Annotated in this window: 16 protein-coding genes; 7 read left to right on the plus strand and 9 right to left on the minus strand. The window is 45.5% G+C overall.

Going from position 1 to position 25,289, the window contains the following annotated elements:
* From ABDV94_RS12310 to ABDV94_RS12320, 3 genes are all read right to left on the minus strand, one after another.
* Positions 1-2,185, minus strand: a 2,185-nt coding sequence (locus ABDV94_RS12310) for a PKD domain-containing protein (protein WP_343747488.1), incomplete at its 3' end; no start/stop codon positions are given.
* 2 nt (positions 2,186-2,187) lie between these two features.
* Entirely contained in the window at positions 2,188-2,616 is a 429-nt protein-coding gene (locus ABDV94_RS12315) for a hypothetical protein (protein ID WP_343747489.1), read from the minus strand.
* 332 nt (positions 2,617-2,948) lie between these two features.
* Complete coding sequence (locus ABDV94_RS12320; RefSeq protein ID WP_343747490.1) at positions 2,949-6,329, minus strand: methylmalonyl-CoA mutase family protein; 3,381 nt, start codon at positions 6,327-6,329, stop codon at positions 2,949-2,951.
* 220 nt (positions 6,330-6,549) lie between these two features.
* Here ABDV94_RS12320 and ABDV94_RS12325 point away from each other — a divergent pair, with 220 nt between their 5' ends.
* The 3 genes from ABDV94_RS12325 to ABDV94_RS12335 all read left to right on the plus strand — a co-directional run bounded on the left by ABDV94_RS12325 (position 6,550) and on the right by ABDV94_RS12335 (position 12,883).
* Complete coding sequence (locus ABDV94_RS12325) at positions 6,550-9,033, plus strand: T9SS type A sorting domain-containing protein (RefSeq protein ID WP_343747491.1); 2,484 nt, start codon at positions 6,550-6,552, stop codon at positions 9,031-9,033.
* A gap of 278 nt (positions 9,034-9,311) precedes the next feature.
* A complete protein-coding gene (locus ABDV94_RS12330) occupies positions 9,312-12,140 on the plus strand; it encodes a histidine kinase (RefSeq protein WP_343747492.1) in 2,829 nt (942 codons plus the stop codon).
* Positions 12,137-12,883 carry a LytTR family DNA-binding domain-containing protein gene (locus ABDV94_RS12335; protein WP_343747493.1) on the plus strand — a complete coding sequence of 249 codons (747 nt, stop codon included), beginning with the start codon at positions 12,137-12,139 and terminating at the stop codon, positions 12,881-12,883. Before ABDV94_RS12330 ends, ABDV94_RS12335 begins: the two co-directional genes overlap by 4 nt.
* A 140-nt stretch (positions 12,884-13,023) precedes the next feature.
* Here ABDV94_RS12335 and ABDV94_RS12340 read toward each other — a convergent pair whose 3' ends face one another.
* Positions 13,024-13,470, minus strand: a complete 447-nt coding sequence (locus ABDV94_RS12340) for a hotdog domain-containing protein (protein WP_343747494.1) — start codon at positions 13,468-13,470, stop codon at positions 13,024-13,026.
* A 119-nt stretch (positions 13,471-13,589) separates the two neighbouring features.
* On the opposite strand from ABDV94_RS12340, the gene ABDV94_RS12345 reads away from it, so the two are divergent.
* Positions 13,590-15,554 (plus strand): tetratricopeptide repeat protein, encoded by a 1,965-nt coding sequence (locus tag ABDV94_RS12345; protein WP_343747495.1) that lies wholly within the window; start codon positions 13,590-13,592, stop codon positions 15,552-15,554.
* 193 nt (positions 15,555-15,747) lie between these two features.
* Here the strand turns inward: ABDV94_RS12345 and ABDV94_RS12350 are convergent, their stop codons facing one another.
* Positions 15,748-16,560: a sterol desaturase family protein gene (locus ABDV94_RS12350; protein ID WP_343747496.1), complete on the minus strand. Its 813-nt coding sequence runs from the start codon at positions 16,558-16,560 to the stop codon at positions 15,748-15,750.
* 1 nt (position 16,561) lies between these two features.
* Positions 16,562-16,960, minus strand: a complete 399-nt coding sequence (locus tag ABDV94_RS12355) for a hypothetical protein (protein WP_343747497.1) — start codon at positions 16,958-16,960, stop codon at positions 16,562-16,564.
* Between the two features lie 71 nt (positions 16,961-17,031).
* Between ABDV94_RS12355 and ABDV94_RS12360 the strand changes: the two genes are divergently transcribed.
* The 3 genes from ABDV94_RS12360 to ABDV94_RS12370 are packed head-to-tail and all read left to right on the plus strand — an operon-like array spanning position 17,032 to position 18,543.
* A complete protein-coding gene (locus tag ABDV94_RS12360) occupies positions 17,032-17,538 on the plus strand; it encodes a GNAT family N-acetyltransferase (RefSeq protein ID WP_343747498.1) in 507 nt (168 codons plus the stop codon).
* Positions 17,539-17,541: 3 nt separating this feature from the next.
* Positions 17,542-17,934: a DUF1801 domain-containing protein gene (locus tag ABDV94_RS12365; protein ID WP_343747499.1), complete on the plus strand. Its 393-nt coding sequence runs from the start codon at positions 17,542-17,544 to the stop codon at positions 17,932-17,934.
* A gap of 6 nt (positions 17,935-17,940) precedes the next feature.
* Positions 17,941-18,543, plus strand: coding sequence for a hypothetical protein (locus ABDV94_RS12370; RefSeq protein ID WP_343747500.1), 603 nt, complete (start codon positions 17,941-17,943; stop codon positions 18,541-18,543).
* A gap of 194 nt (positions 18,544-18,737) precedes the next feature.
* Here ABDV94_RS12370 and ABDV94_RS12375 read toward each other — a convergent pair whose 3' ends face one another.
* The 3 genes from ABDV94_RS12375 to ABDV94_RS12385 are packed head-to-tail and all read right to left on the minus strand — an operon-like array spanning position 18,738 to position 25,155.
* A complete protein-coding gene (locus ABDV94_RS12375; RefSeq protein WP_343747501.1) occupies positions 18,738-20,663 on the minus strand; it encodes an OmpA family protein in 1,926 nt (641 codons plus the stop codon).
* Between the two features lie 11 nt (positions 20,664-20,674).
* The gene (locus tag ABDV94_RS12380; RefSeq protein WP_343747502.1) at positions 20,675-21,601 is read right to left on the minus strand and encodes a type IX secretion system membrane protein PorP/SprF; all 927 of its coding nucleotides are present in this window, start codon (positions 21,599-21,601) and stop codon (positions 20,675-20,677) included.
* Between the two features lie 23 nt (positions 21,602-21,624).
* On the minus strand, positions 21,625-25,155 hold the full coding sequence (locus ABDV94_RS12385) for a gliding motility-associated C-terminal domain-containing protein (protein ID WP_343747503.1): 3,531 nt from the start codon (positions 25,153-25,155) through the stop codon (positions 21,625-21,627).
* Positions 25,156-25,289 lie beyond the last annotated feature (134 nt).

A 25,289-nucleotide genomic window follows, 5' to 3' on the forward strand; every position in this document is an offset into this window, starting at 1 on the left:
AAATATACCCGTTGTCGGAACTGATATTATCCGTTACGGTAATCGTCCAGCTTCCGTTTAGCGGGCAACCGATCAGCGATGAGAAACTCTGCATCGGGATGTAGGTTCCAGCCGGAATATATTGATCAGTGTAAGTACCCGGGCCATTTCCGTTCGGGAAAGTACCTCCGGATGCCACTGCACTTGCCCAGCCCGTACTCGCTGACATGGAGAAACAGTAATTGGCCCCCGTTCCCGGCGTGGTCGTGGACGAACTTCCGTCAACAATACCCGTAGCCCACGGAATTCCCAGGTTTGCAGACCCCGTTCCCGAAGGATACGTGATCAAACTGGTCGACTGTCCGTTCGGACACTGAATCACCATCGATAAATCTCCCGAATAGGAATGCTCCATATTCAGACAGATGCTCGTGATGTCGCTCACCGATGTAACCGTTGCTGACGGACTGTAACAGTTCGTTGTAATGGAAGTCGAATAGGAAACCCCCGAACCATCCGGAAGGAAGGTTGTTCCTGAAACCGGAGGCGTACAGTTCACGGTATAAGGGTTCATCGTAACGGTGGCTGCTAGTGCGGAAGTTTGATTTGTACACAAGGTAGACGGCGTTGCCGAGGTTGTAATGGTCGGTGTGGTAGAAACCTGCACGTTCCGGTTAAACGAGTTTGTACTGGTACACCCGGTTGCGTCGGTTACGATAAGGTTTACCAGGTAACTTCCTATTGCGGGATAAGTATAATTGACATTGGTTCCGCTTACAGTAGCTCCGTTCCCCATCGACCAGGTATAGGTAGCACCGGTTCCCGAACTACTGAATGTACCGCTTCCTACAAAGTTGATGCTTTGTCCCTGGCAGACACGGATAATTCCGTCAGCATCCGGAGCTTTGTTCGAACTCACCCAGTTGGCCGTAATCGTCTGACAAGGAGTCACACATGAAATGGCTGCTACCCACCCCGGATATGTCACCGAACCATCAGACGTAAAACGGAAGGTCAAACACCCCGAAGCATTGCTTGCACTTGCCTGAACAGTTCCCGGGCTGGTTGTTCCGGAATAAGTTCCCAAAGAAGGTGCTCCCACGGAATTTCCATCAAAAATTTCCAGGTAATCCAATGAACTTTCTGTTTGGAAAGCACTGAACACCGCTTTTAGCTTGGCTCCTGCAGTTCCCGGACAAATCGTAAAGACCTGTGATAAACTATTGCTGTAATCATTGGTTCCTCCATTATCATAAAACGTACCGCTGCAGGAGGTTGTGGAACCGTTTGCCATAATGATCGATCCAGCCGGCGGAGAAGTCACACAAAAGGTAAACGTTGCCGGAGACGGTGTGTAACCCGATGCCCAGGAATACACGCGTACATAATAGTTCATACCGACTGTCAATCCTGAAACCGTAAACGCGGATTCCGCATCCTGGCACCCCAAAGATGCACCGATACATGATCCGGGAGCCGCTCCGGTACTTGCAAAGACTTCAATCCCGGAATCCCAGGAACCGGTAGTGGTGCGATTGATAATAGCCGTCGAATTGGTTGCCGTAAATTGAAACCATACGTCATCATCCGCTGTACCTGTACAATTCGCAATCCCGGAATTAGTTGCTCCTGCAACTGTAGACGTGATCGTCGTACAAGAACCATTTGCTTCCTGAGTAACCGTTGTGGCAGTAGCACAATTGTCATTGGCAGGCGCAGGAGGAGGTGTTGTGATACAAATTCCGAAAGTTCCCGTACCGGAACTATATTTCCATACCCGAACATAATAGGTCGTTGAGGCTGCCAAACTTGCAGTGATCATTGACATAGCGCCATTGGGAGAGCTATCATCATCACAACTGATTTGAGTCAAAGAGCCACAGGTACCGGAATACAATGACATTCCGGAATCCGTAATTGTTCCTGTTTGTGTATCAATCGTATAATTACCGGCTACTGTTGTGGTAAATACATACCAGACATCCGGAGCTCCGGGACTTGCACAAGTCGGAGTACCTCCGTTTGCAGCATTATTCTGGTATGTTGCTCCTACGGTTGTACCGCTGGTATATGAACAGCTTGCCGCCGGGGTAATGGTGGTAGCGGTAGCACAGGTATTTCCCTGCGCCCACAAAGAATTTGTTTGTAATCCGATAATGATTCCGGCAAACGAAATCTTCAATAATAGGGAGTAGCACTTTCTCATGATTAGTATCGTTGAATCGGTTTAACAATCATGATGTAGTTGGTATTGTCTATCCGGAATACCTGTGTTTTATCTGAAAAGAATTCCAGGTTATACACCAGTGGATTAAATGTATTCAGGTCAAAATTCTGGAAATCTGCTCCATGAACACCGGGATTCATCTTAGTCAATAACGGCATGGAAGACAACAACGGATATTTTTCGTTTTCATCGGGTGGTGCGAGCTGGTACTCGATCCGGTCTGTCATGACCTTTCCAAGCGCAGTAACCAATGTCGGATTATTCGTCACGAAATCACTTCCGTGCACATAAGCAATTCTATTTGCGATTTCTTCCGGGTTTAATTGTTGTGAGACGGTTTGTCCAAAGGACCAAAAACTCATCTGCACAGCAAACAGGGCGAGAGATCCCTTACGCAGTAGTAAATTCATAAGTTAATAGTTCTGTAATAGTTTATTAGTTATCTAACGTGTCTCAAATGTATACTTAACACTTTGGTAATCAAAATCGATTTTGTTAAATTCTCGATTAACAAACAAAAACTATTAAATTAGTTTTCACACCCCTTGGGGATGCTGGGCTTCAGGTTTCAAAAAATAAATAACTAAAAATTGAAATTTTAGTTAACTCTTGATTTTTGATGGTGATCTGTTTGAAAACAAACGTTACAACTTGTATTAAATGAAATTTACAACGGTTATTACACGAAAAAAGGCATCCGCAGTGAACGAATGCCTTTTTGGGAATGTATTTTAATTTGGAATTACATATTTCTTCGGTACTGTCCTCCTACTTCAAACAATGCCTTCGTTATCTGACCCAGGGAAGCGTATTTACATACTTCCATCAGTTGCTCGAAGATGTTCTTATTCTGAATCGCAGTTCGTTGCAGGTTGCCCAACAGTTCATCCAGTTTATCCTTATGATTTTCGTGCAGTGCATCCAGCATTCGGATTTGGTATTGTTTTTCTTCTTCGGAAGCACGGATCACTTCTTTCGGCTCAACCGTCGGTGATCCTTTGGAACTCAGGAAGGTATTCACACCGATAATCGGGAAGTCTCCGTTGTGCTTCAACGTTTCATAATACAAGGATTCTTCCTGGATTTTGGAGCGCTGGTACATCGTTTCCATTGCCCCCAAAACTCCTCCGCGTTCCGTAATGCGGTCGAATTCGGTCAATACCGCTTCTTCCACCAAATCAGTCAGTTCTTCAATAATAAATGATCCCTGGAGCGGGTTTTCATTTTTTGCCAATCCCAGCTCGCGGTTGATGATCAACTGAATGGCCATTGCACGGCGTACAGATTCTTCGGTTGGTGTGGTAATCGCTTCATCGTATGCGTTTGTATGCAGGGAATTACAGTTATCGTAGATGGCATACAAAGCTTGTAAGGTCGTACGGATATCGTTGAAATCGATTTCCTGTGCGTGCAGTGAACGCCCGGAAGTCTGGATGTGGTATTTCAACATCTGCGCACGTGGATTTGCTCCGTATTTCTTCGCCAGTGCTTTTGCCCAGATTCTTCTTGCCACGCGTCCGATCACCGCATATTCCGGGTCAATTCCGTTAGAGAAGAAGAACGACAAGTTCGGTCCGAATGCGTTGATATCCATTCCTCGGCTCAGGTAGTATTCCACATACGTGAATCCGTTTGCCAGTGTAAATGCCAGCTGCGTAATCGGGTTTGCCCCTGCTTCCGCGATGTGATATCCGGAAATGGAAACCGAGTAGAAGTTTCGTACCTGCTTCTCAATAAAGTATTGCTGTACGTCTCCCATTAAGCGGAGTGCAAATTCCGTGGAGAAAATACAGGTGTTCTGTGCCTGGTCTTCTTTCAGGATATCTGCCTGAACGGTTCCGCGAACCTGCTTCAGCGTTTCTGTTTTGATTTCATTGTATACATCGGCAGGAAGTACCTGGTCTCCGGTTACTCCAAGCAGGAATAATCCGAGCCCATCGTTTCCTTCCGGAAGATCGCCCTGGTATTTCGGTCTTTCAACGCCTTTTTTCGCATAGATCGCTTTGATTTTTGCTTCGACTTCTTTTTCGAGTCCGTTTGCTTTGATGTATTTTTCACAGTTCTGGTCGATTGCCGCATTCATGAAGAAACCAAGTAACATTGGTGCAGGACCGTTAATGGTCATCGAAACCGAAGTCGCCGGATGTGACAGGTCGAACCCGGAGTATAGTTTCTTCGCGTCGTCCAGACAGCAGATAGAAACTCCGGAGTTTCCTACTTTTCCGTAGATATCGGGTCTTACATCCGGATCATTTCCGTATAATGTTACCGAGTCAAACGCCGTGGACAAGCGTTTTGCCGGCATTCCCAAACTTACGTAGTGGAAACGACGGTTGGTTCTTTCCGGGCCTCCTTCTCCGGCAAACATCCGCGTAGGGTCTTCTCCTTCGCGCTTGAACGGGAACAAACCAGATGTGTAAGGGAATTCTCCCGGAACGTTTTCCTGTAAAGACCAGCGTAAAATATCTCCCCAGGAACTGAATTTCGGAAGGGCCACTTTCGGAACCTGTGTATGAGACAGAGATTCCGTGTGCGTTTTCATTCGCAATTCCTTGTCGCGCACTTTGAAGATAAATTCCGGTGCTGCGTAGGATTCTTTTTTCGCTTTCCACGATTCCAAAATCTGCCAGTTGTGCGGATCCAAATCGCGTTTCACGTTTTCAAATGCTTCCTGGACTCCTTTTACCAGGCGGTCTTTGTCCTCCATCGAGCTTGCCTGAAGCGTTTCGATGGATTTATGCAGACCGTATAATTTATCGGCAACTTCTACCTGTTTGTTTACCCACTTGTCGTATCCGCGGTTGTTTTCCGAAATTTCGGACAGGTAGCGCGTTCTGTCCGGAGGAATCACAAAAATCTTTTCAGACATTTCTTTCGTGATTTCAAACTTGGATTCCAGCGGGGCATCAGTTTTTTCTTTCACCTTGTCCATGATCACCTTATACAAAGTGTTCATTCCCGGATCGTTAAACTGGGATGCAATCGTACCGAAAACCGGCATTTCATCCACATTTTTATCCCACAGGTTGTGGTTTCTCTGGAATTGCTTGCGCACATCCCGCAATGCATCCAAAGCACCGCGTTTATCGAATTTATTCAGTGCAATCACGTCCGCGAAGTCGAGCATGTCGATTTTTTCCAGCTGTGTTGCAGCTCCGTATTCAGGAGTCATCACGTACAATGACACATCGGAGTGATCCAAAATCTCCGTATCTGACTGACCGATTCCGGATGTTTCCAGGATAATCAGGTCGTAATTCGCTGCTTTCAGGATCTGGATTGCTTCAGACACGTGTTTTGACAAGGCCAGGTTTGACTGACGGGTTGCCAGTGAGCGCATGTAAACACGTGAATTCTTGATCGCATTCATGCGGATCCGGTCACCCAGCAATGCTCCACCGGTTTTACGCTTAGAAGGATCGACAGATACCACTGCAATTTGCTTGTCGGTAAAATCCATCAGGAAACGGCGTACCAATTCATCTACCAAAGACGATTTCCCTGCTCCACCTGTACCGGTAATTCCCAACACAGGAACGTGGTTTTTCGCAGCCATTTGGTGCACCTGATCCATTACCGGCGCTGCCATTTCAGGATAATTCTCCGCTGCAGAGATCAAACGTGCAATCGAAGGCACGTGTTTTTCTCCTAAATGAGTAATCTCTCCGTTCAGGACATTCCCCACCGGGTAATCCGAACGTTCAACCAAATCGTTGATCATTCCCTGCAATCCGAGTGCTCTTCCGTCATCCGGGTGATACAAACGTGTGATTCCGTAATTCTGTAATTCTTCGATTTCAGAAAGCAGGATGGTTCCTCCTCCTCCACCGAAGATCTTAATATGTGGCGCACCTTTTTCTTTCAGCAAATCATACATGTACTTGAAGTACTCCGTGTGTCCTCCCTGATAAGAAGTCATCGCAATGGCCTGTGCATCTTCCTGGATTGCCGTGTCGACCACTTCTTCTACCGAACGGTCGTGTCCGAGGTGGATGACCTCACATCCGGTTGCCTGAATGATCCGGCGCATAATATTGATTGCCGCATCGTGGCCGTCGAATAATGACGCCGCTGTTACGATCCGGATGTTATTCTTTGACTTATAGGGTGCCTGTTGCTCCATAATAAGAGTTGTTTTCTTTGATTTTAAGGTCTCAAAGATAACTCAATTTGGAGACACTTTTTCGTTCTCCTGGATGAAATTCGTCGACATTTAACGAATCATGGTCAAAATCTCCATCCACTGGTCATTAAAAAAATGAAAAACGGTTTCTCTTTGTTTCAATCAATTGAAGCGGAAGCCGAAAAGCTTATGAGTAGGCACCATTAATCTAATTACGATCATGAAGAAAAAATTAATGACCATTGTGTCGTGTTTATTCCTCAGCTGGAGTTCAAACGCACAATTCTACGAGAACTTCTCTCCCCTTTACACCTGGACACAAGTCGGAAGCGACATCACTGTTTCCGGAACGCAAGCCAAATACACCAATTGCGCCGACGGAATCTCGAACCGAATTTATACCAATCACGGTGTGACCCTGACAGATAACTGGGTACTGGATATTGATTTCCAGTTTACAGCGGTAGGTACAGGCGGACCGGGGCACCACATTGCATCGGTTACAGCCGGAACCCTGGATCCCGTTTCCGATAATTCATACGTGGCAACGAATCAAAGTGCTATTGCGATGATGTTCTACTCCACCAACCACACCAATACACCAAGTACGTTTGAATTGATCGGAACCAGCAAAAACGGAAGCAGTTCCTGGACAAATTCTGCCGGAATTGTACTTGCCAGTTCGAAAACATACTATTTGCGTTTGGAACGGCTGGATGCAACCCATGCCCGGATTTCGGCTTTTTCCGATGCGGCAAGAACCGTCCACGTAGCCAATTCGCCGCAGTGTTTTAATCTGGGAAGTCATTTTACCAACAACCTGCCTGTCATTCAACACGGGAACACATGCTGGGGATGGGTGGATCGCAGTTTGACCGGGTGGATCGACAATACCCGCCTCACAGCTTACACAACCAGTGAAATCATTGCCGGAAATCAGCAAGTTTGCTCCGGTACCGGAAACCCGGTTGCATTTACTTCCACAGCAACTTCCAACAATCCGAACACCAGCTACCAGTGGCAATCTTCTACTGACGGAGGAGCAACCTGGACTGATATCGTCAGTGCAACTTCTCTTACATATGATCCACCAGCAGGGCCTACACAAACAACCTTGTACAGACGCATCACGAAACATTCAACCTGTCTGGATCAGCATATTTCAAACACCCTTACCGTCAGCATAGTGGAATGCAATAGCCTGACCTGTGATTATTCCAATGATTTCTCGAGCAGCGCTAACTGGACAACGGTTGGTACGGGAGTAACTATTTCAGGCGGAACTTTTAATTACAATACTTGTCCGGATGCGGCTTCTATCCGCATGCACACCAACCACGGAGTGAGTTTATCCAATAGCTGGAGACTCGACTTTGACTTCCGTTATACAGCTGTCGGAACGGGAGGCCCGGGACATCACCTCGCATCTTTAACAGCTGGAACCTTAGATCCTACTTCGACTGCGAGTCCGTGGGCAGCAACGAATCAGGATGCCGTTTTTGCCATGTTCGGATCAACGAACCATACGAACAACCCGGCGACATTTATGCTCATGGGAGGCTCAAAAAATAATGCCGATCCGTGGATCACTTCTCTCGGAATTTTGCTAACACAAAACACGCAGTATTACATTACGCTGGAGCGACTGGATCAAACTCACGGCCGTATTTCTGCGTATTCTGATGCTGCGCGACTGAATCACATTGCCAATTCGCCACAGTGTTTTGACATTGATCAGAATGTGACTTCCAACCTGAGTGTCCTCCAACACGGAAACACTTCATGGGGTGGTTCGGACAGAAACCTGACAGGAACTATTGACAACGACTGCTTGTCTCTTTTAGACTTCACAGGCGGAAAAATCGGGAAAGACCAGAAAGTGCCATGCGGTACGGCTCCGGGCTCCATCTTATCGACTGCTCCGGCAAGCGGCCCGAACAGTTCCTACACGTTTACTTACCAGTGGCAGTCTTCTACGGATAATATCAACTGGACCAACATCAGCGCTGCGAATAGTTTAAATTATTCTCCGCCGTTATTGTATGTAACCACTTATTACCGTCGTGTTGCCATCGGACCTTGCGGCATGTTATTGTTCAGCAATACGGTTGTTAAATCGATGAGCTTAAACGCAGCCCTGGATTCAGAATTCTCGGTAAGTGTCAACTGCCAGACCGGTCAATCGAATTTCTCCGCAACCGCAACTCCGAATGTGAACTCCGGTACTAATTTCCATGGAAACTGGACCATTACCGATTTGACTGCGGGAACTCCTCCTACAACGAATCCGGCATGGGAAAACTGCGGTCCGTGTACATTCAGCGGTTATTCATTTGTTCAGGGACATACGTATCAAATTACCTATACGGTACAAGATACGTGTACAGTTCAGGGATCTTCTTCACACACCGTAACCTGCTACGCCGGATTGGTGACGCAAGACGGAAAAGAGGTGAATTCCCGTCCATCCAACAGTGTGGTTTACCCGAATCCGACCAGTGGTGTGTTTACGATTGATCTGACAGATCTGACTGCTGACCAGATCCTCATTTACAATGCACAGGGAAGAGTTGTTCAATCAATCGCTGTTTCCGAAGGAAAAATCAGACACCACTTCGATCTGAGCAATCAGCCAAACGGTATGTACCTGGTCACTATTCGAACACAAGACGGATTCATTACGCATAAACTGATCAAAGAATAATATTCTATTCCGAATGATTCCGGAACCGCCTCAAAAACAACTTTGAGGCGGTTTTTTTATTGAGAGGAAGTTTCCTCAAAAAAATCAAATCCGGTCAATTATTCCATTGTTTGGTCGGATTGTTTCTTTCATTTGAACTCTCTTTGTAGAGTCAATAAATGATGTAAAATACAACTACCAATAACAACTCCATACCTTCATTCACATTCAACCAGTATTGACTAAATCATGGAGAGACGATAGCAAAAGATCGTCTCTTTTTTAGTTATCCTTGTATCGTGAAAATTATCGGAATCCTCATAGTGTTTTTTTGTACTTCCCAACTGGTTACCGGTCAGGAATTGTATGGCAGATTCCTGGATCACGAACAAGGACTGCTTTCCAGTGAATGCTACGATATCCATATCAGTGAGAAAGGATACCTGCTGGTCAGCACCCAATACGGCCCGATGAAATTTGACGGGGAACAGTTTATCCCGATCTGCCTGAATCTACCGGTTGAAAGACGCATTATCTACGATTTCGAAAGAGACTCCAAAGGAAAAGTTTACCTGCTGAATTCAAAGAACGAAATTTTCACCCTGGTCGGAGACAAAGCCATTTTCCTGTGTTCCCGGAAACAAGAAGTAAATGAAGGCGTACACTGGAAAAAGTTGCATTGGTATCCCAAGGGGCTCGTAATCTTTTCCAATACCACCTACCGCCATTATTCATTCAAAACAAAGAAAGTCTCGTTTGACCCCAAATACGAAACCATGGGATTCCACAAGTTTGTGTACGACCCGGAAAAAGAATTTCCTTTCGAACGTTACAAGATGATCAAAAAACGCGTGTGTCATTACTCCATAGATTTCAAATCACATCAAAAGACCATCGCTGTAGATCATTTTTCGAGTTCGGAAGCCCGCGAAGATATCATCCGCTTCGGCAAGCAGGTTTATTTGCTAATCAATCATGAGCTATTTGAGGCTGGCTCTGAAACCCTGCGTACTTTTCCCCACAAGAATATCCTGTTCATAGAAGCTTTCCATAACCGGATCTGGCTTTGTACTACAAGCGGCCTGATCGAACTGGATCAACAAGGAAATTTCATACAGTGTCATTTCCCGGGGCAGGTGATTGGTGGAGTTGCTCCTTTAAAAAATGGAGGAATAGCTGTTTCGCTGAATCAGAACGGGATCTTCATTGCTTCAAACATTCATGAAAGGCAATATAAAAACCTCAAACCTACCGAGGTTGCAGGCAATGGCAATCAGGTACTGATCGGGAATAAATCCGGGGAGCTTTTCCAGATCAGGAACTCCCTGATAACACCGGCAGTAAAAGCTCCAAACTGGAATCCTGTTGCACAACTGGTAGGATGGAGTGATGTACGCAGCATTGAGTTTATCGACAACCAATGGCATATCTGCACGATGACTAGTTTTTATACGTTGAGTAAAGATCTGAAGTCGCAGAAGATTATCAACTCGAATCCCAACAACAGCTTTAATAACTTCTTTTACCTTAAAAAAATAGCGTATGGTTTTAGCTGGAGTGATCTTTTTCTAATGGATTCCCCGATTTCACATGCAGTCACCCAGGTTCCCTTCATCCGCTGCAAACATACTCTCAACGATTCGGTGGTACTTCTGGGAAGCGAAAACGGCTTGTATGAATACCACTACGGGGCAAAGCACTTAATCCGCAGTAAACTGATTTCCAAACCTTACTACATCAGTAACATTCAGCAATTGAGACCGGAAGAATTACTCATCACGACCCGTTACAAGGGGATTTTCCATTTCAAAAACGGGAAATTGCTAAAGAAATATGCTCCTCCCTGTATCTCTGTCAAAAAGTCTTTCATTTCCGACGGACAAATCTTTTCAGCAGGAAATGAAGGTGTCTTTACCAAACCACTCTCCGGTTCCGGCAAAATTCCGTGGACTAAAATTTTTGACGGGGAAATCCAGAATATGTTCCTGTCGCATAAAACACTCTTTATCTGCATCAAGAACGATCTGATCACCCGGGAAATCAACTCCCTGTACCAAAGCAGAAAAACGGTTGTTCTTCCCAATGAGCTACTGATAGGAAATCAGAAAGTGGCCAGGCTCCCGGTTCGAATTGGTTACAACGTTCCGATCTCCTTTGATTTCGACATCCTCCGTTTCGATGCGCACAAACTCGGATTGTATTACAAACTGAAAGGCGAATCGCAGGTAGCTCAATATACCGAAGGCACTAAAATCAGTTTTGAAGCACTCCAGAGCGGCAGTTATGAACTGGAAATTTTCCCGGTTGTTGACGGAGATGTGCAATTTTCGACTTCGAAAAAGTATCGTTTTATCGTGGAAGAACCTTTCTGGCGCAGCACGCTATTCTACCTGCTCATCTCCATTGTGGTACTTTTAATCCTCTTGTCCGTGAGACTGGTTCGAAAGCTACAGCGCAAGAAAAGAAGTGCAGAACGGGCCAAACTGGAAAGCAAACTCAACGAATACAAACTGCTCGCTGTAAAAGCACAGGTAAACCCGCATTTCCTGAGCAACGGACTGGCGGCCATCCAAGCCTTGATCCTACGGGAAGACAACGACCTTGCTGCACAATACCTGGCAAAATTCAGCTACCTGATGCGGAAAATTCTCAATTACAGTGAACAGCAGTTTATCTCAATCGGGGATGAATTACAACTGGTTGATGCCTACCTGGAACTGGAATTGCTCCGTTTCCAAAACAAGTTCGAAATCCGAAAATCGATTCAACTCAACGAGGAACAACTCAAAAACTACAGCATTCCTTCACTCCTGCTCCAGCCCATCCTGGAAAATGCTATTTGGCACGGACTCAAATTCCAGGAAAACAACCCCGTTCTTTACATTTCATTTGAGATTGACGCACACCAGGAACTGGTGATTCAAATCCGGGATAACGGCCATGGTTTCCAGAAACACAATACGAGTGAAAAACATCTCTCGAAAGGAAACCAGCTGATCAGCGAGCGGATCGATACGCTGAACAAACAGTTCGAAACTCCGGTGGCTTCCCTCGACATTCAAAGTTCTCCGAACGGAACCATGGTACAATTTACTTTCAACCCTAAACTTTATAACACCCCATCATGAAAGCATTTATTATTGATGACGAACATGCGAACCGGGAAGTAATCCAGATTATGCTCAGGAAATATTTTCCGGGGATTGAGATCATCGGCGAGGCAGACAACCCGAAAACGTTCTTAAACTCTCCCTCCCTGCAACAAAGTACGGATTTGTTGTTCCTGGATATCCTGATGCCGGAAAAAACAGGTTTTGACCTGCTGAACCAGTTGAGCAGCCGGAGTTTTGAAGTAATCCTGGTTACCGGGTTTGAAGAGTTTGCTTTACAAGCCTTCGAACATTCCGTTATCGATTATGTGCTCAAACCGATTGATAAGGATCGTTTCTGTTCTGCAGTGGAAAAAGCAGAAAAGCGCATCAGCGAAAGAAAGTTAGTGCAATCGGTCAAAACTCAACTGGATCAGGCCAAAATTGCAGTCATTAAAAACAACAAAACCATCTATATCGAGGCATCCGGCATTGCATACATGGTCGGAGAATCCGGTGGATATACTACTATTTTCTGTAAAAACGGGGAATCATACCTGCTCTCGAAATCATTGAGTGCCATGGAAAATGAATCTTCCGAGATTCCGTTTCTGATCCGCGTCAATCAGTCGGTGATCATCAATATGGAAGACATTGTAAGCGCCGATAAAGGAGGTTCGGGGTATGTGGGACTGAGAACAAACCAGTTTGAGGTATTTCTGCCGAGAAGAAAAAAGCGGGAAGTATTGCAGCAGATTGAAGCTTATTGGAAGTTCCGGTAAAACGAAAAAAGATTCCAATTCATTCTAAAAACCTTTATCCGCTGCGGATTTCGGAAATCAGTGGATAAGTGTACACTTATGCACCGTCTACCCGGGTAAGCAATTACCAGGCGAGCTATCAGCTACTAAAAAACGTATTTTTATTCCTGGGAGAATCCTTCTTCCGTCGGCAGCAACAATGCTTTTCCGTACTTCTCCATCCGGCGTGCATGTCTCTTCTTGATGTACTCGGCGATCGGAAGCGATTTCCCCTCCTCATCGATCCGGACAAACGTCATGTTGGTATGCGTCACCAATTCCTGGATTCCCGTATACACGTTGTGCTTGCGGATTTCCATATACAATTCAATGGAAGAATTCCCAAAGCGAACCACTTTTCCGTAAACCTTCAGGATCGCACCCGACTTCACTGCTTTTTTGAAAACCAGCTCGTCTACTTTGATCGTCACCATGTTCGGTGAATCACATACCTGGGAAGCAAAAGACCCCGCCGCATCATCGATCAGGGACATCAGTTTTCCACCAAACATGTTGTTATGAATGCCGATGTCGAAATCCTTACAGATATATGTGGTGATCAATTCCATTTCCATTGTACTCAAAAGTGCTGCAAAAGTAAGAAGACTTCCGTTATTCCTATTCAAAAGCAGCGAAATGTTTTCCCTCCTTTAACAAAGCTTATCAGTTTAATCCGTATCATTGTGTTGTGAGAAAATACCTGCTGACTATTACTTTACTGTTGCTTTTTGCGCCAATCCAGGCACAGAATTCCGGTATTGACTCAATTTACAGGCTTGCACAATCCGAAAAGAACTTCAAAAAAAGGCTTTGCCTACTCAACGAATCCATTGCCTATGGCTGGTATTACGGCGATTACGACAAGGCGATCCGATACGGGAAAGAATCCGTGAAACTGGCTGATAAGTATCACTTTGATTCCATCGCCAGCCTGATGCATAACAACATCGGGATTGCATACGACTACAAGGGGGATTATCCACAGGCACTGGATCATTTTTTCCGGGCACTCCGGGTGGCCGAACGCATCAAAGATCCAAACACTGAAGCCGATGTACTGAGCAACATCGGGTTAATCTACGGAAACCAGGGATTGGATCAGAAAGCCCTTCAATACCATGAACGATCGCTCCGGATCAGAAGAAAGATCAATTATCCCAAAGGAATTGCTGTTTCATTAAATAACATGGCGATTGTTTTTCTCAATCAGAAAAAATACCAAAAGGCCATCGGCTATTACAACGAATCACTTGCCATTGATCTGAAACTGAACGACAGCATCGGACTTGCCGATGATTACAACAACCTGGGAGTTTGCTACCAGGAAAGTAAAAACTTCCGGAAATCCGAGTTTTACCAGCTGAAATCACTCGAATTGCGTCAGAAACTGCATCAAACACTCGGAATTGCCATTTCCAATCTCAATCTCGGAGTAATTGCTTTAAAAACCGGGCGATTCGACAAAGCTGCCGAACACCTTGCGGAAGCAGAAACAATTGCAAGCAAACTGGGATCCAAAGAAACCTTGAAATCCGTTTACCAATCCCAATCGGAACTGGGTGAAAAGACGGGAGATTTTAAAATGGCTTACGACCGGCTGCACCTTTTCAATGATGTGAAAGCTCAGATTGCCAACGAAGAAAATATCCGGAAGCAGACGCAGGAAGAAATGAATTACCAGTTTGACAAAGAGCGGGAAAACGAGCGTTTGAGCAGGATGAGAGAAAAACTGGAAGACAAAAAGAAAGCAGAACAAACACTCATCATCACCTGTGCACTGGCACTGGTCGGGATCGTAATCCTGGTATTTTCCATCATTCTTTACCGCAGATGGAAAGAAGTAAAAAAGCAAAAGATTATTATTGAACAGAAAAACCGGCAGGTCGAAGAGAAAAATCATGAAATCCTGGACTCTATCAATTACGCCAAGCGTATTCAAACAGCGATACTCCCGTCTCTACAACTGAGGGAAAGAGTGCTTCCGGCTCACTTCGTACTTTACGAACCGAAGGACATCGTGGCAGGAGATTTTTACTGGCTGGAAGAAACCAGGGACTTCATCATTTTTGCCGTTGCGGACTGCACCGGGCACGGTGTTCCGGGAGCCATGATGAGTGTGGTGTGCCACAATGCACTGAACCGTTCGGTGAAAGAATTCGGATTGAGAAAACCGGGAGAAATTCTCGATAAAACCCGCGAAATCATTGTCGATGAACTCTCCAAAAACCAGCAGGATGTTTCAGACGGAATGGACATTTCATTGTGTAGCTGGGATAAAAACACCAATAAAATCAGCTGGTCAGGAGCCAATAACCCACTGTGGATCTGGAAAAAAGCAAGCGGGGAAATGATTGAGATCAAACCGAACAAACAGCCGATCGGGAAGCATTTCGACATGCAGCCATTCACCAGCCACACGCTGGAAGTGGAAAAAGGCGACCGCATGTACCTGATCACAGACGGTTTTGCAGATCAATTCGGTGGGCCGGAGTCCAAGAAATTCAAGACCAAAACCCTGAAAAACCTCTTGATTCAACTATCCAACGAAAAAATCCATCATCAGATCGACACCCTGAAAAGCACCTTCGTTAAATGGAAAGGTGATTTGGAGCAAATCGACGATGTCTGCATCATGGGAATTGAGCTGGATTAATCGCTCATCCGCTTCAAGTGGTCGTTTCCACACATCCATCAATAGCCTCACATCCGAAAAAATGATTTCCTATTTTTATAGCATGATTGATCTGCATCAATCTTTCCAACTGCCCAAACGGAGGACAGATTTTAGATAAAAAACGATACGAACTTATTCTGAAAGAGATTTCGGAGGAAGCGGAGATTTACGACTAGTCCACAACTGTTTTTCTTCCTTTCAGAAACTTCCTTAAGATAAATTTTGGAACGAGCGGAACCACTAATTGTCCAAGGTAATTCTGCGGGAACTCCTCTTTGATTCCGAATTTTTCCGGTTCCTGATCCGGACAAACATAGGTTCCAAACAACAAATCCATCAATGGAGATACATTGGAATAATTTCCCCGATCTCTTTCCAGGTCGTGATGCCAATGGTGCAGTGCCGGCGAACCGATGATTTTTTGAACGAATCCGATATTCAATCTCACGTTACTATGAATGTAAATGGCCCAGATTCCCCGGAAAACGACAATGATCATGACCGCATCCAGGTTAAAACCCAATAGAAAAACCGGAAGATTAATCAATCCTACCGTGTAAATCGTGTCCAACGGATGTTCTCTGTGTGCAGCCAGCCAGTCCATTGTTTCGGCCGTGTGGTGAACTTTATGAAACCGCCACAAAAAATCTACTTTATGCTGTAGGCGGTGTCCCCAGTAAATCAAAAAATCACTTAAAAACAGTACTTCAACAGCCTGAATCCAAACCGGCTGGGTATGAACCGCATAGATTACCTTCCCCGGAATCAGGGTATCTACAACTGTGTGCAGATCATACAAGAACCAAATCAGCAAGCTATTCCAGAATAAATACTGCCCCAGAAAAAAACTCAGATCCAGGAACCACTTTTTTCGAAAAAAAGGCTGGTTCTTTTTTGCCGGAAAAACACGCTCCATAGGCACAAACAACAGTACCAGGAAAAGCAGGCTGATTCCTGCACCAATCGCCAATTTTAAAACATACATATTACTTAGCGGCTTTCTTCTTTCTTTCAAATTGTGTTTCCAATACTGACTCCAGGTAAGTGTCGTGTTCACGCAACTGATCCCAATCAATAATCATGGATTTAGAACTACTCAAATGCGCTTCTTTCGGCACAGAGTAAGGAATAATCATCGCATCAAAATTTTCAGGATCAAACGCACCCCAAAGTTTTAACTTCTGAAACGTACTTAACCCCAATTGTTTTTGCTTCGTCGAATCTCCTGAAACAGATTTGTTCCCGGCAATGAGTTCTCTTTTCGATTTTCCGGTAATAAAACCACTTTGAAAAAGAACGAAAAACGTTAGTAAACTAACGAAAAAAAGTAACGTAAAAACTTTAAGCAGTGATTTAGACCTCATATTCGTTGAACGTATTTTCATGCAATTTATTACTATTTTTAAAATGAAGTCACCGCTTCGCTGAAAACAGAAACAACCGTAAATTCCCCTGTATGACAAAAAAGCTGCTCGAAACCGAACGACTTTATCTCCGTGAGATGACTCCGGAAGACGCAGAATCGGCCTATTTGCTAAACCTAGACCCGGAAGTAATCCGCTACACCGGCGACGATCCCTTTGAAAGTATCGAAGAGGCCAGAGCATTCCTGGAGAAATACGATCATTACCGGAAATACGGATTCGGGCGCTGGGGCGTAATCGCCAAAGAAACCGATGAATACCTGGGCTGGTGCGGACTCAAATACACCCCCGAACTGGATGAGTTCGATATCGGGTATCGCTTCATGAAAAAATTCTGGGGTTCCGGCTATGCAACGGAAGCGGCTCAGGCTTGTCTTGCCTACGGATTTGAACAACTCCAAATCCCAACGATTGTAGGAAGAGCCATGCCTGAAAACGGAGCTTCGGTGCGGGTTTTGGAAAAAATCGGGCTGAGTTACCTGGAAAACCGCTTCACAGACGGAACGGAAGAAGTCGTTTACGTGAAACATAAACCGTAAGATATGACAGATCCGAATGTAGATGAACTCATTGCCGGTTTACCCCCGGAAGAACAGAAAATCGTCAATGCCTTACGCAACCTGTTACCGGCCATTGATCCGGAAATCCGTGAGCACATCAAATGGAATTCTCCCGCCTTTTACTACAGCGGAGAAATGAAAGCTTTTGATGCGAAGGAATACAAACGTGATCTGCTGGTGGTGAACCTGCACCGGGGAAAAATACTCCTGGTCTTCCCCACCGGCGCGAAAATCCATGCATCGACCGGGCTGAAAGGGAAAAACTATCCCGATGGACGGAAAATCATCACACTGGAAACTTACTCCGATCTGGAAAAAATGGAACAGGAGTTGTTGGCAGGAATTACTGACTGGTTACATCAAATTGAAAAATAGAACTTCATGAAAAACAGACAAATTGCAGGCGTCATCTTACTCACCATCACCGTGAGTGCATGCCAAAACAATCAAACGCCAAAAGATCCCAAACCGGAAGCAGCATACCTTGAAAAAACACCGGAAACGGAACAAATCACTGCCGGGAGCGATTACCTCATCGAAAACAAAACCAGCCATTCGTTCTCCGATCCGGCAAAGAAAGATGCATTTTTCATCGGGATCAAAGGAAAAAATCTACTTGACGGAAAAGTGGTATTTACCATTACTTCTGCGGAAGGGAAACAACTGCTGAAGGAAGAATTCGATGCTGATTACCTGCTCGGATATGATTTCACGGGGGATATCAAATCGCAAAAAGACACCGATGCATTTATCAAAAAACGCATGCAATCGTTTTTCTCAGAAGACAAATTCAGTACTCCGGCCATTGAAAACGATGTGGTTTTCGAAGACCAGAGCTATTACATCGATAAGGAAACCTGGGAAGGAATCAAATCCGATAAGCAGGCAATCGGATTCTACTATCTGCTCGGTTCCGAAGACGGACGGCACATTGCTTTTTCGAAGAAAAAAGGAAAAGTCGTGATGTACTACAATTGCTGTTAGTCCCTGAGAAACAAGAAAACACGTTCAAAAGGAAAAGCATCAAAACCAAGGTTTTGATGCTTTCGTACCACCTAACATTACGACTGCACCCTCCCCGGTTAAAGCATCACTGATTTGCACTTTAGCCAGAGTAGCCTCTTTATCCGGAAATGCTCAGGAGAACAGATTCAGACCTGTGTTTTTGGTGTTATCTATTATTTACTGATGATGATGAAATCCGAACGTCTGTTTACCGCGTAATCTTCATCCGAGCAACGGGATCCGTTTACGCATTGGTTCTTCGGACGGGTTTCCCCGTATCCGGTAGCACTTTCAATCCGCTCCGGGCTGATTCCTTTCGAAATCAGGTAGTCCCGCGTAGCTTTCGCCCGGTGATCCGACAACATTAAATTGTACTTATCGGAACCACGGGAATCCGTATGCGATTCGATTTTAATTTTCAAATCCGGGAATTTCTGCATCGCAAGCAGTACTTTATCCAATTCCGGAACTGCTTTCTCCGTGATGTCCCATTTTCCGTAATCGAAATAAATCGGGTTCACCCGGATTTTCTCCTTGTCTCCCTCTTTCTCGATCATGTTATTGAAACTGGTCAGGCGCACATCGTTTCCATCTTTTGCACCGGCATCAGTCGGAGTCGTGATATTCACCGATTCCGTGCTGTACTCCGGCTTACTGAACACCGCTTTGAATTGTGCATTGCACGGCAGGTTTAAATTGTATTTTCCTTTATCATCACTGGTCGTTTCAAGGATCAGGTCATTGAACAAATCATATACCTGGATCTTGGCTCCGGGAACGAGATTCTTTCCGGTTTCATCCAAAACCGCCCCTGAATAATCCACCACTTTGGGCAGTTCATTCAGGTTAAACCAGTAAATGTCATCGTCTCCTTTTCCACCGTCGCGGTTCGAAGAAAAATACCCGGAACGCGTTTCACCGTCGAAAATAAAACTGAAGTCATCTTTGTTGCTGTTGATCGGTGCTCCCAGGTTTTCAGGAATCGAGAAATTGGTCTCACCTTTCATTTGAGTAGAGAAAACATCCAACCCTCCCAATCCGTAATGTCCGTCCGAAGCAAAATAAAGTGTATCTCCGGTCATATACGGAAACATTTCCCGTCCTGCCGTGTTCACTTTATCACCGAGATTAACCGGAACTCCCGTTGAGCCGTCCGCATACAAACGCGCGACGTACAAATCCGTTTCTCCGAATCCGCCGGGCATATTTGACACAAAGAAGAGGTACTTTCCGTCTGCACTGATCGCCGGATGACCGCATGAGTACTCCGGATCATTGAAATCCAGTGCCACAATGTCCGAGATCTGGTTTCCATCAATCGTTCCTTTCACGATTTCAATATTGGAAGTCCCCTCTTTATTCGTTTGAATGCCGTTTTTCTTCGTTAGTTTATTCCGCGTAAAGAAAATCGTTTTCAAATCCTTCGAAAATGCCACCGAAGCATCGTGATACTGTGAATTCAGGTTATTCGTAAAATCTTTCACGTTACTGAGATAACCGGAATTTTTATTGCGTGTGGCGATAAACAGATTCAGATAAGGCTGGTTGTTCCAGCTGTACAACTCTTCACTGGTTTCTGCAGAACGCTGCGACGAAGAAAACACCACATTGTTTCCGTAAAACATCGGCCCAAAATCGGCCTTGTCCGTATTGATTTTCAGATTCTGAACCGCATTCACATTCGATTTCACGCTATCCAGCAAATTTTTCTGATAAGCAAGCATTTTCAAACGCAGCTTGTTCTTTTTATAGTACGATTTCAGCAATTCATCGGCACGTTCGTAGTTTCTATTCACGCGATAGCACGTAATCATGCGCGTAAACAATGTCTCATCCATACCGTCTCCCTGCACCGTGTAGAGTTTTTCATACCACTTACACGCTTTGGAGTAATCCACGGTAAAGAAATAGCTGTTTGCCAGATTCCCGACGATCTCCGCGTCCGGGTCATTCTTGGTTTTCAGCTTCGAAACATACTTTTCGTAGTTTTCAATAGCCATCGGATAGTTCAGGCTGGCATAATAGTCATTTGCCTGCTGAGATTGAGCTTGTACTGAAACCTGTTGTACAAAACAGAGTAAAAACAGAATTTTTTTCATAGCAAATGGATTTAAAAGAAACGTGGTGAGCGGATATTCGCAACTTTGTCAAACAAGGTATACCGGAAGATAATATCGTGGGAACCATTGTTGAACTTCTGCAGCCTGGAAACTGAGAAATCATAGGAATATCCGAGGAAAAATGACTTCTTAAACGTGATTCCCGCCAGGATACTAAAGGCATCGTTAAAGCGGTAAGCAAGCCCCATTGTGAAACGATCCTGCAACAGGAAGTTGGCGGAAACATCCACTGATAACGGAGCTCCCTGTACCATTTTCCCCAAAATCGCCGGTTTAAACTTCAACTGATCCGACAAGGTGAAAACATATCCCCCGATAAAATACCAGTGAACAACCGAGTTGATTGGAACAGTGGTCGCAGAAGTATAGCGATCCGTTTTGATGAAACTAGGCGAAGAAACACCAGCATACCAATTACTGCCGTAGAAGTAAAGTCCTGCGCCAACCAGTGGACGCACCCGGTTTTGAATGTTGTTCATCAGGCTCTGATCGTTTTCATGCATCACCTGCCCCGATGACCAATCCACCGACAGCACGTCAATTCCACCGCTAATCCCGATTGATAGCTTGACTTTCTGTGACAAGTTCAAACGCACCGCTGCGGATGCATTCAAATACACTTCATTGGAAGGCCCCAAACGATCTTTGATGGCATTGAGTCCTAATCCGATCCGTTTTGAAACCGCTCCCTGAACTCCTACGTTTTGAGAATTCGGAGCTCCCGACATTCCGACCCACTGCGAGCGGTGAATCAGGTAAGCTTCCAGGCGGTTACTGGTTCCGGTATAGCCCGGGTTTACCGACATGGTGTTGTACATGTACTGAGTATATTGAACTTGTTGTTGCGCATAGATTGTGGAAACAAGGATCACAGCAAGACCAATAAGGAATATCTGAGTATACTTATTTGCTTTCATAAGATGTGATTTTGTATGATTAATTAACGTTGTACATAAACCCATCCGGCACTTTCGAATTCAGGGTTATTGATCTTCAAAACATAGTAGTATGTTCCGGAAGGAATTGCGTCGCCAGAACCAACTACGCCCGGCACATTCGCCATTCCGCTCCAGTCATTTTTATAGCCTGCCGCCTGGTAGATTTTGTTTCCGTAGCGATTGAAAATAGTCATGGTGTTATCCGGATAATTTTCAATACACTCCACCCACAGGTAATCATTCAGACCATCTCCGTTCGGGGTGATTTCGTTGTAAATCGTCAAACAGCCCGGACTCGCTTCCACCGAAGAAGAGTTGTTGTTCGGATCAATATCATTCGGGTTACCGGAAATAATCGTCGCTACGTTCACGTAGTTTCCTGTCGGATTCACCGTTACCTGAATGGTCAATACCGCCGTAGCACCTCCATTCAATGTAGGAATGGTCCACAATCCACTTGTCGGGTTGTAAGAGCCCGAAGTTTGCGAATGGCTGTTATAGGTAAATCCGCTCGGCATCACTTCGCTGACCTCCACGTTTGTACTCGCCAGCGTTCCGTGATTCATCACCGTAATCGTAAATGTGATTTGCTCACCCACAAACGGAGCCGTATTGCTAACCGTCTTCGTGATTTCAAGATCTTCTCCGCCGCTGCAAGGAGATGTGTTATCGATTGCAACGGTAACCGCCAGTTGTTGGGAACTTTCACAATTCGCACCGACCTGTGCCGCATAGTAAGTCGCTCCGTTCACCAAAGCTGTCGTACTGCTCACCGGGTTTCCAGCTGCATCGTACCAGGTAACATTCGGTTCGTTGACATTCAAATCAGCCACCGTTGGGTTATCGGCTGAACAGAAACTTTGATTCGCATTGTTAGTTGTCGGAGCCGGAACGTCCTGAACAAGCGCATAAATCATCAGGCGGACAGTACTTTCACAATACGTTCCCTGCTGTGCGGCGTAATAGGATGTTTCATTCGTCAAAGGCGTTCCGGATGGAATAACCGTTCCGTTTGTTGCCTGGTCATACCATACCACATTCGGGTTATTCACAAGCAAGTCGGCTACCGTCGGGTTATCAGCCACGCAGAATGTTTGAACAGTGTTTGATGTAGTCGGAGCCGGAACATTTTCGAACGTTACTGCAATCGCCAGTCGGGAAGAACTTTCACAGTTCATTCCTGCCAAAGCCGAGTAATAGGTCATTCCGTCAACCAAAGGTGTTCCCGGCGGAATCATGGTTCCTCCTGTGATCACGGTATACCAGTTCACATTAGACTCATTGGTCTGAATATCTTCGATTGTCGGGCTGTTTGCACTACAGAATACCTGTGCACTGTTGAGCGTTGTCGGTGCAGGAAGCACACTGACTGAAACCGTGATAGCCAGCAGTGCGGAACTTTCACAGATTGCTCCTACATTCGCCGCATAGTATACCGATCCGTCCGTCAGTAAAGTCGATGCAGGAAGTAAGTTTCCGTTGTAGGGAGCATCATACCAGTTCACCACCGGCTGATTTACCTGGAGATCACCTACGGTAGAAGAATCTCCGCTACAGAAGATTTGCTGCAGGCTGGAACTCGTCGGGGCCGGAACATCATTCAATGTGACGCTGACCATCAAACTATCATAGCTCTCGCACAGCGCACCTACACTGGTCGCATAATAGGTCCCGGAAGTCAACAGGGCGGTTGAAGGTAACAGTGTTCCTCCACCCGGAGCATCATACCAGTTAATAGAAGTACCACTGGCCTGTAAATCTGCTACTGTTGCCGAATCAGCTACACAAAATGCCTGCATCGGGTTGGAAGTCGTCGGAGCCGGTTCGGAATTAACCGCGATCGCTGCTTCTGCCAGATTTCCGGCATAATTGGAACACTGGGTCGTGGAATCACTTACCGCAATGTACACATGCACAGGTGAAGACGTGGGAGCAAGCCCGGTGATGGTTAATGCTCCGTTTGCACCAATCGAATAAACCGCTCCGTTTGCCGTCATTCCGTTGGAAATGGGCTGCGTCATCGAATTATCCAGGTACCAGGAGAATTGATTTCCCAGCGGACTGCCTGGCGAGATGACCACCGGCTGTCCTTCACAATATCCATTCGCATTCAGATTCGGATCTACATCGGATGGCTGCGGTGATGGCAGCATGGTGATGGACACCGGAGTATGCAACGATTCGTTCGTACATCCCGGACGCGCAGCAGCGCAGTACAAAACCGTATCTGTGAAGAAAGCAGGTGTTGTAAACACTGCTCCCGAAGCCGAAACACCCAGCATTGGGCCAGTAGTATCTGCATACCAGCGGATTTCCATGGTCGGATCCACTGCATTCGCAACCAATTGTGCCGAAGTTCCCGGACAAATCGTATCGTCGGAAGCCGCTACCTGGAATGTAGGGGCAGCACTGAGTTTAAATACTTCCTGGAAGTTGATAAACTGACTCAGGTTGAGCCCGATAATCGAGTTGTAATTCAACACAATCCGGTCTACCGGCACTCCTGGCTGCAAATAAACAGTCACAATGTTTCCACTAGTCAGGGAATCAGTCATTGCGCTGTTCAATAAATTTCCGAGAGTCTCTGAGTATTGTGTAATAGCACCGTTCTGGGCGCGAAACGTAATATTTCCACCTAGGTTTACTAATGCAAGTTGCGGATTAACCTGGAACCGGACACCAAAAACGTCGGATGGCTGAGACAAACCTTCAAAATACACTTTCTGTTCGATGGAAGCCGGAAGGGATAAAACCCCTAAGCTTAGCTGGGAAGCCGAATTCATATTCTGATCCACCGTCAGGTGAATGTTGCTTGCTCCTGCTCCTGCCAGCTGGATCAGATCCAGCGTTAAACCGTAAGCATCGTAAGACGTGTAACTGGGAACACCGCAATCGACGTTTCCGTTGATGTAGTATGCTCCGTAAACGCGCATTTTCTTGATCGTTGACAAACCGATCAGGGATCCCAGCTGATTGGTAATCCGGATCGAATTGTAGGGCTGATCGGGAGTAATGGCAATAAAGGTTTCCGAATACTTATTGACCACCACTTTCAGGCGCTCGCCGGAAAACTGGGAAGGAATCCAGGAACTACCGGAAAGTACCGTCGTTCCGTTATTTTTCACATCGATCACAAATTCCTGGTTGCCCGTTAAAGCAACCCCAACGGTTGTAGCCAGCAAATTCCCGATCGATCCCCCCAGGAGCGAATTCAGGATATTGTCGTCCATTTCCACTTTAATGAACGCAGTTTTGTTAGCCGGAACGGTTGCCGGAAAGCGCAGTTCGATGTAGCCGGAGTAAGCCCCAATTCCGAGGAGCAATCCGGAATTTGCCCGGATTTCAGCAAACGAGTTCAGATTCTGGTCAGCAGCCAGCGCAGGATTATCTACTTCGGAAGTAAATAATACACTGTCAGCAAAAATGGGGGTTTGAGCATGCGTACTTACAGGTTGCAACCATGTAAGTATCACTCCTGAGTAAAATATCCATTTTGCCCAAGAGCGTTTCAGTGATAGTGTTTTTGCCTTCATAATGAATAGTATAGTTATACGAAGTCATTATCCGAAGAAGGTTTTTCGGCTTCATCAGTAATACAACGGTATTTCAAATGTAAAAGACCCCGGACAAGCAACCGGAGTTCAAAATGTTCAAGTTGTTCAAAATT

It is taken from the genome of Fluviicola sp. (assembly GCF_039596355.1).
GTDB lineage: Bacteria > Bacteroidota > Bacteroidia > Flavobacteriales_D > Crocinitomicaceae > Fluviicola.

Excerpts from the sequence above, each read along its gene's own strand:
- ABDV94_RS12315 (WP_343747489.1), bottom strand. The coding sequence starts at position 2,616 with ATGAATTTACTACTGCGTAAGGGATCTCTCGCCCTGTTTGCTGTGCAG.
- ABDV94_RS12320 (WP_343747490.1), bottom strand. The coding sequence starts at position 6,329 with ATGGAGCAACAGGCACCCTATAAGTCAAAGAATAACATCCGGATCGTA.
- ABDV94_RS12325 (WP_343747491.1), top strand. The coding sequence starts at position 6,550 with ATGAAGAAAAAATTAATGACCATTGTGTCGTGTTTATTCCTCAGCTGG.
- ABDV94_RS12335 (WP_343747493.1), top strand. The coding sequence starts at position 12,137 with ATGAAAGCATTTATTATTGATGACGAACATGCGAACCGGGAAGTAATC.
- ABDV94_RS12340 (WP_343747494.1), bottom strand. The coding sequence starts at position 13,470 with ATGGAATTGATCACCACATATATCTGTAAGGATTTCGACATCGGCATT.
- ABDV94_RS12350 (WP_343747496.1), bottom strand. The coding sequence starts at position 16,560 with ATGTATGTTTTAAAATTGGCGATTGGTGCAGGAATCAGCCTGCTTTTC.
- ABDV94_RS12355 (WP_343747497.1), bottom strand. The coding sequence starts at position 16,960 with ATGAAAATACGTTCAACGAATATGAGGTCTAAATCACTGCTTAAAGTT.
- ABDV94_RS12360 (WP_343747498.1), top strand. The coding sequence starts at position 17,032 with ATGACAAAAAAGCTGCTCGAAACCGAACGACTTTATCTCCGTGAGATG.
- ABDV94_RS12365 (WP_343747499.1), top strand. The coding sequence starts at position 17,542 with ATGACAGATCCGAATGTAGATGAACTCATTGCCGGTTTACCCCCGGAA.
- ABDV94_RS12370 (WP_343747500.1), top strand. The coding sequence starts at position 17,941 with ATGAAAAACAGACAAATTGCAGGCGTCATCTTACTCACCATCACCGTG.
- ABDV94_RS12375 (WP_343747501.1), bottom strand. The coding sequence starts at position 20,663 with ATGAAAAAAATTCTGTTTTTACTCTGTTTTGTACAACAGGTTTCAGTA.
- ABDV94_RS12380 (WP_343747502.1), bottom strand. The coding sequence starts at position 21,601 with ATGAAAGCAAATAAGTATACTCAGATATTCCTTATTGGTCTTGCTGTG.
- ABDV94_RS12385 (WP_343747503.1), bottom strand. The coding sequence starts at position 25,155 with ATGAAGGCAAAAACACTATCACTGAAACGCTCTTGGGCAAAATGGATA.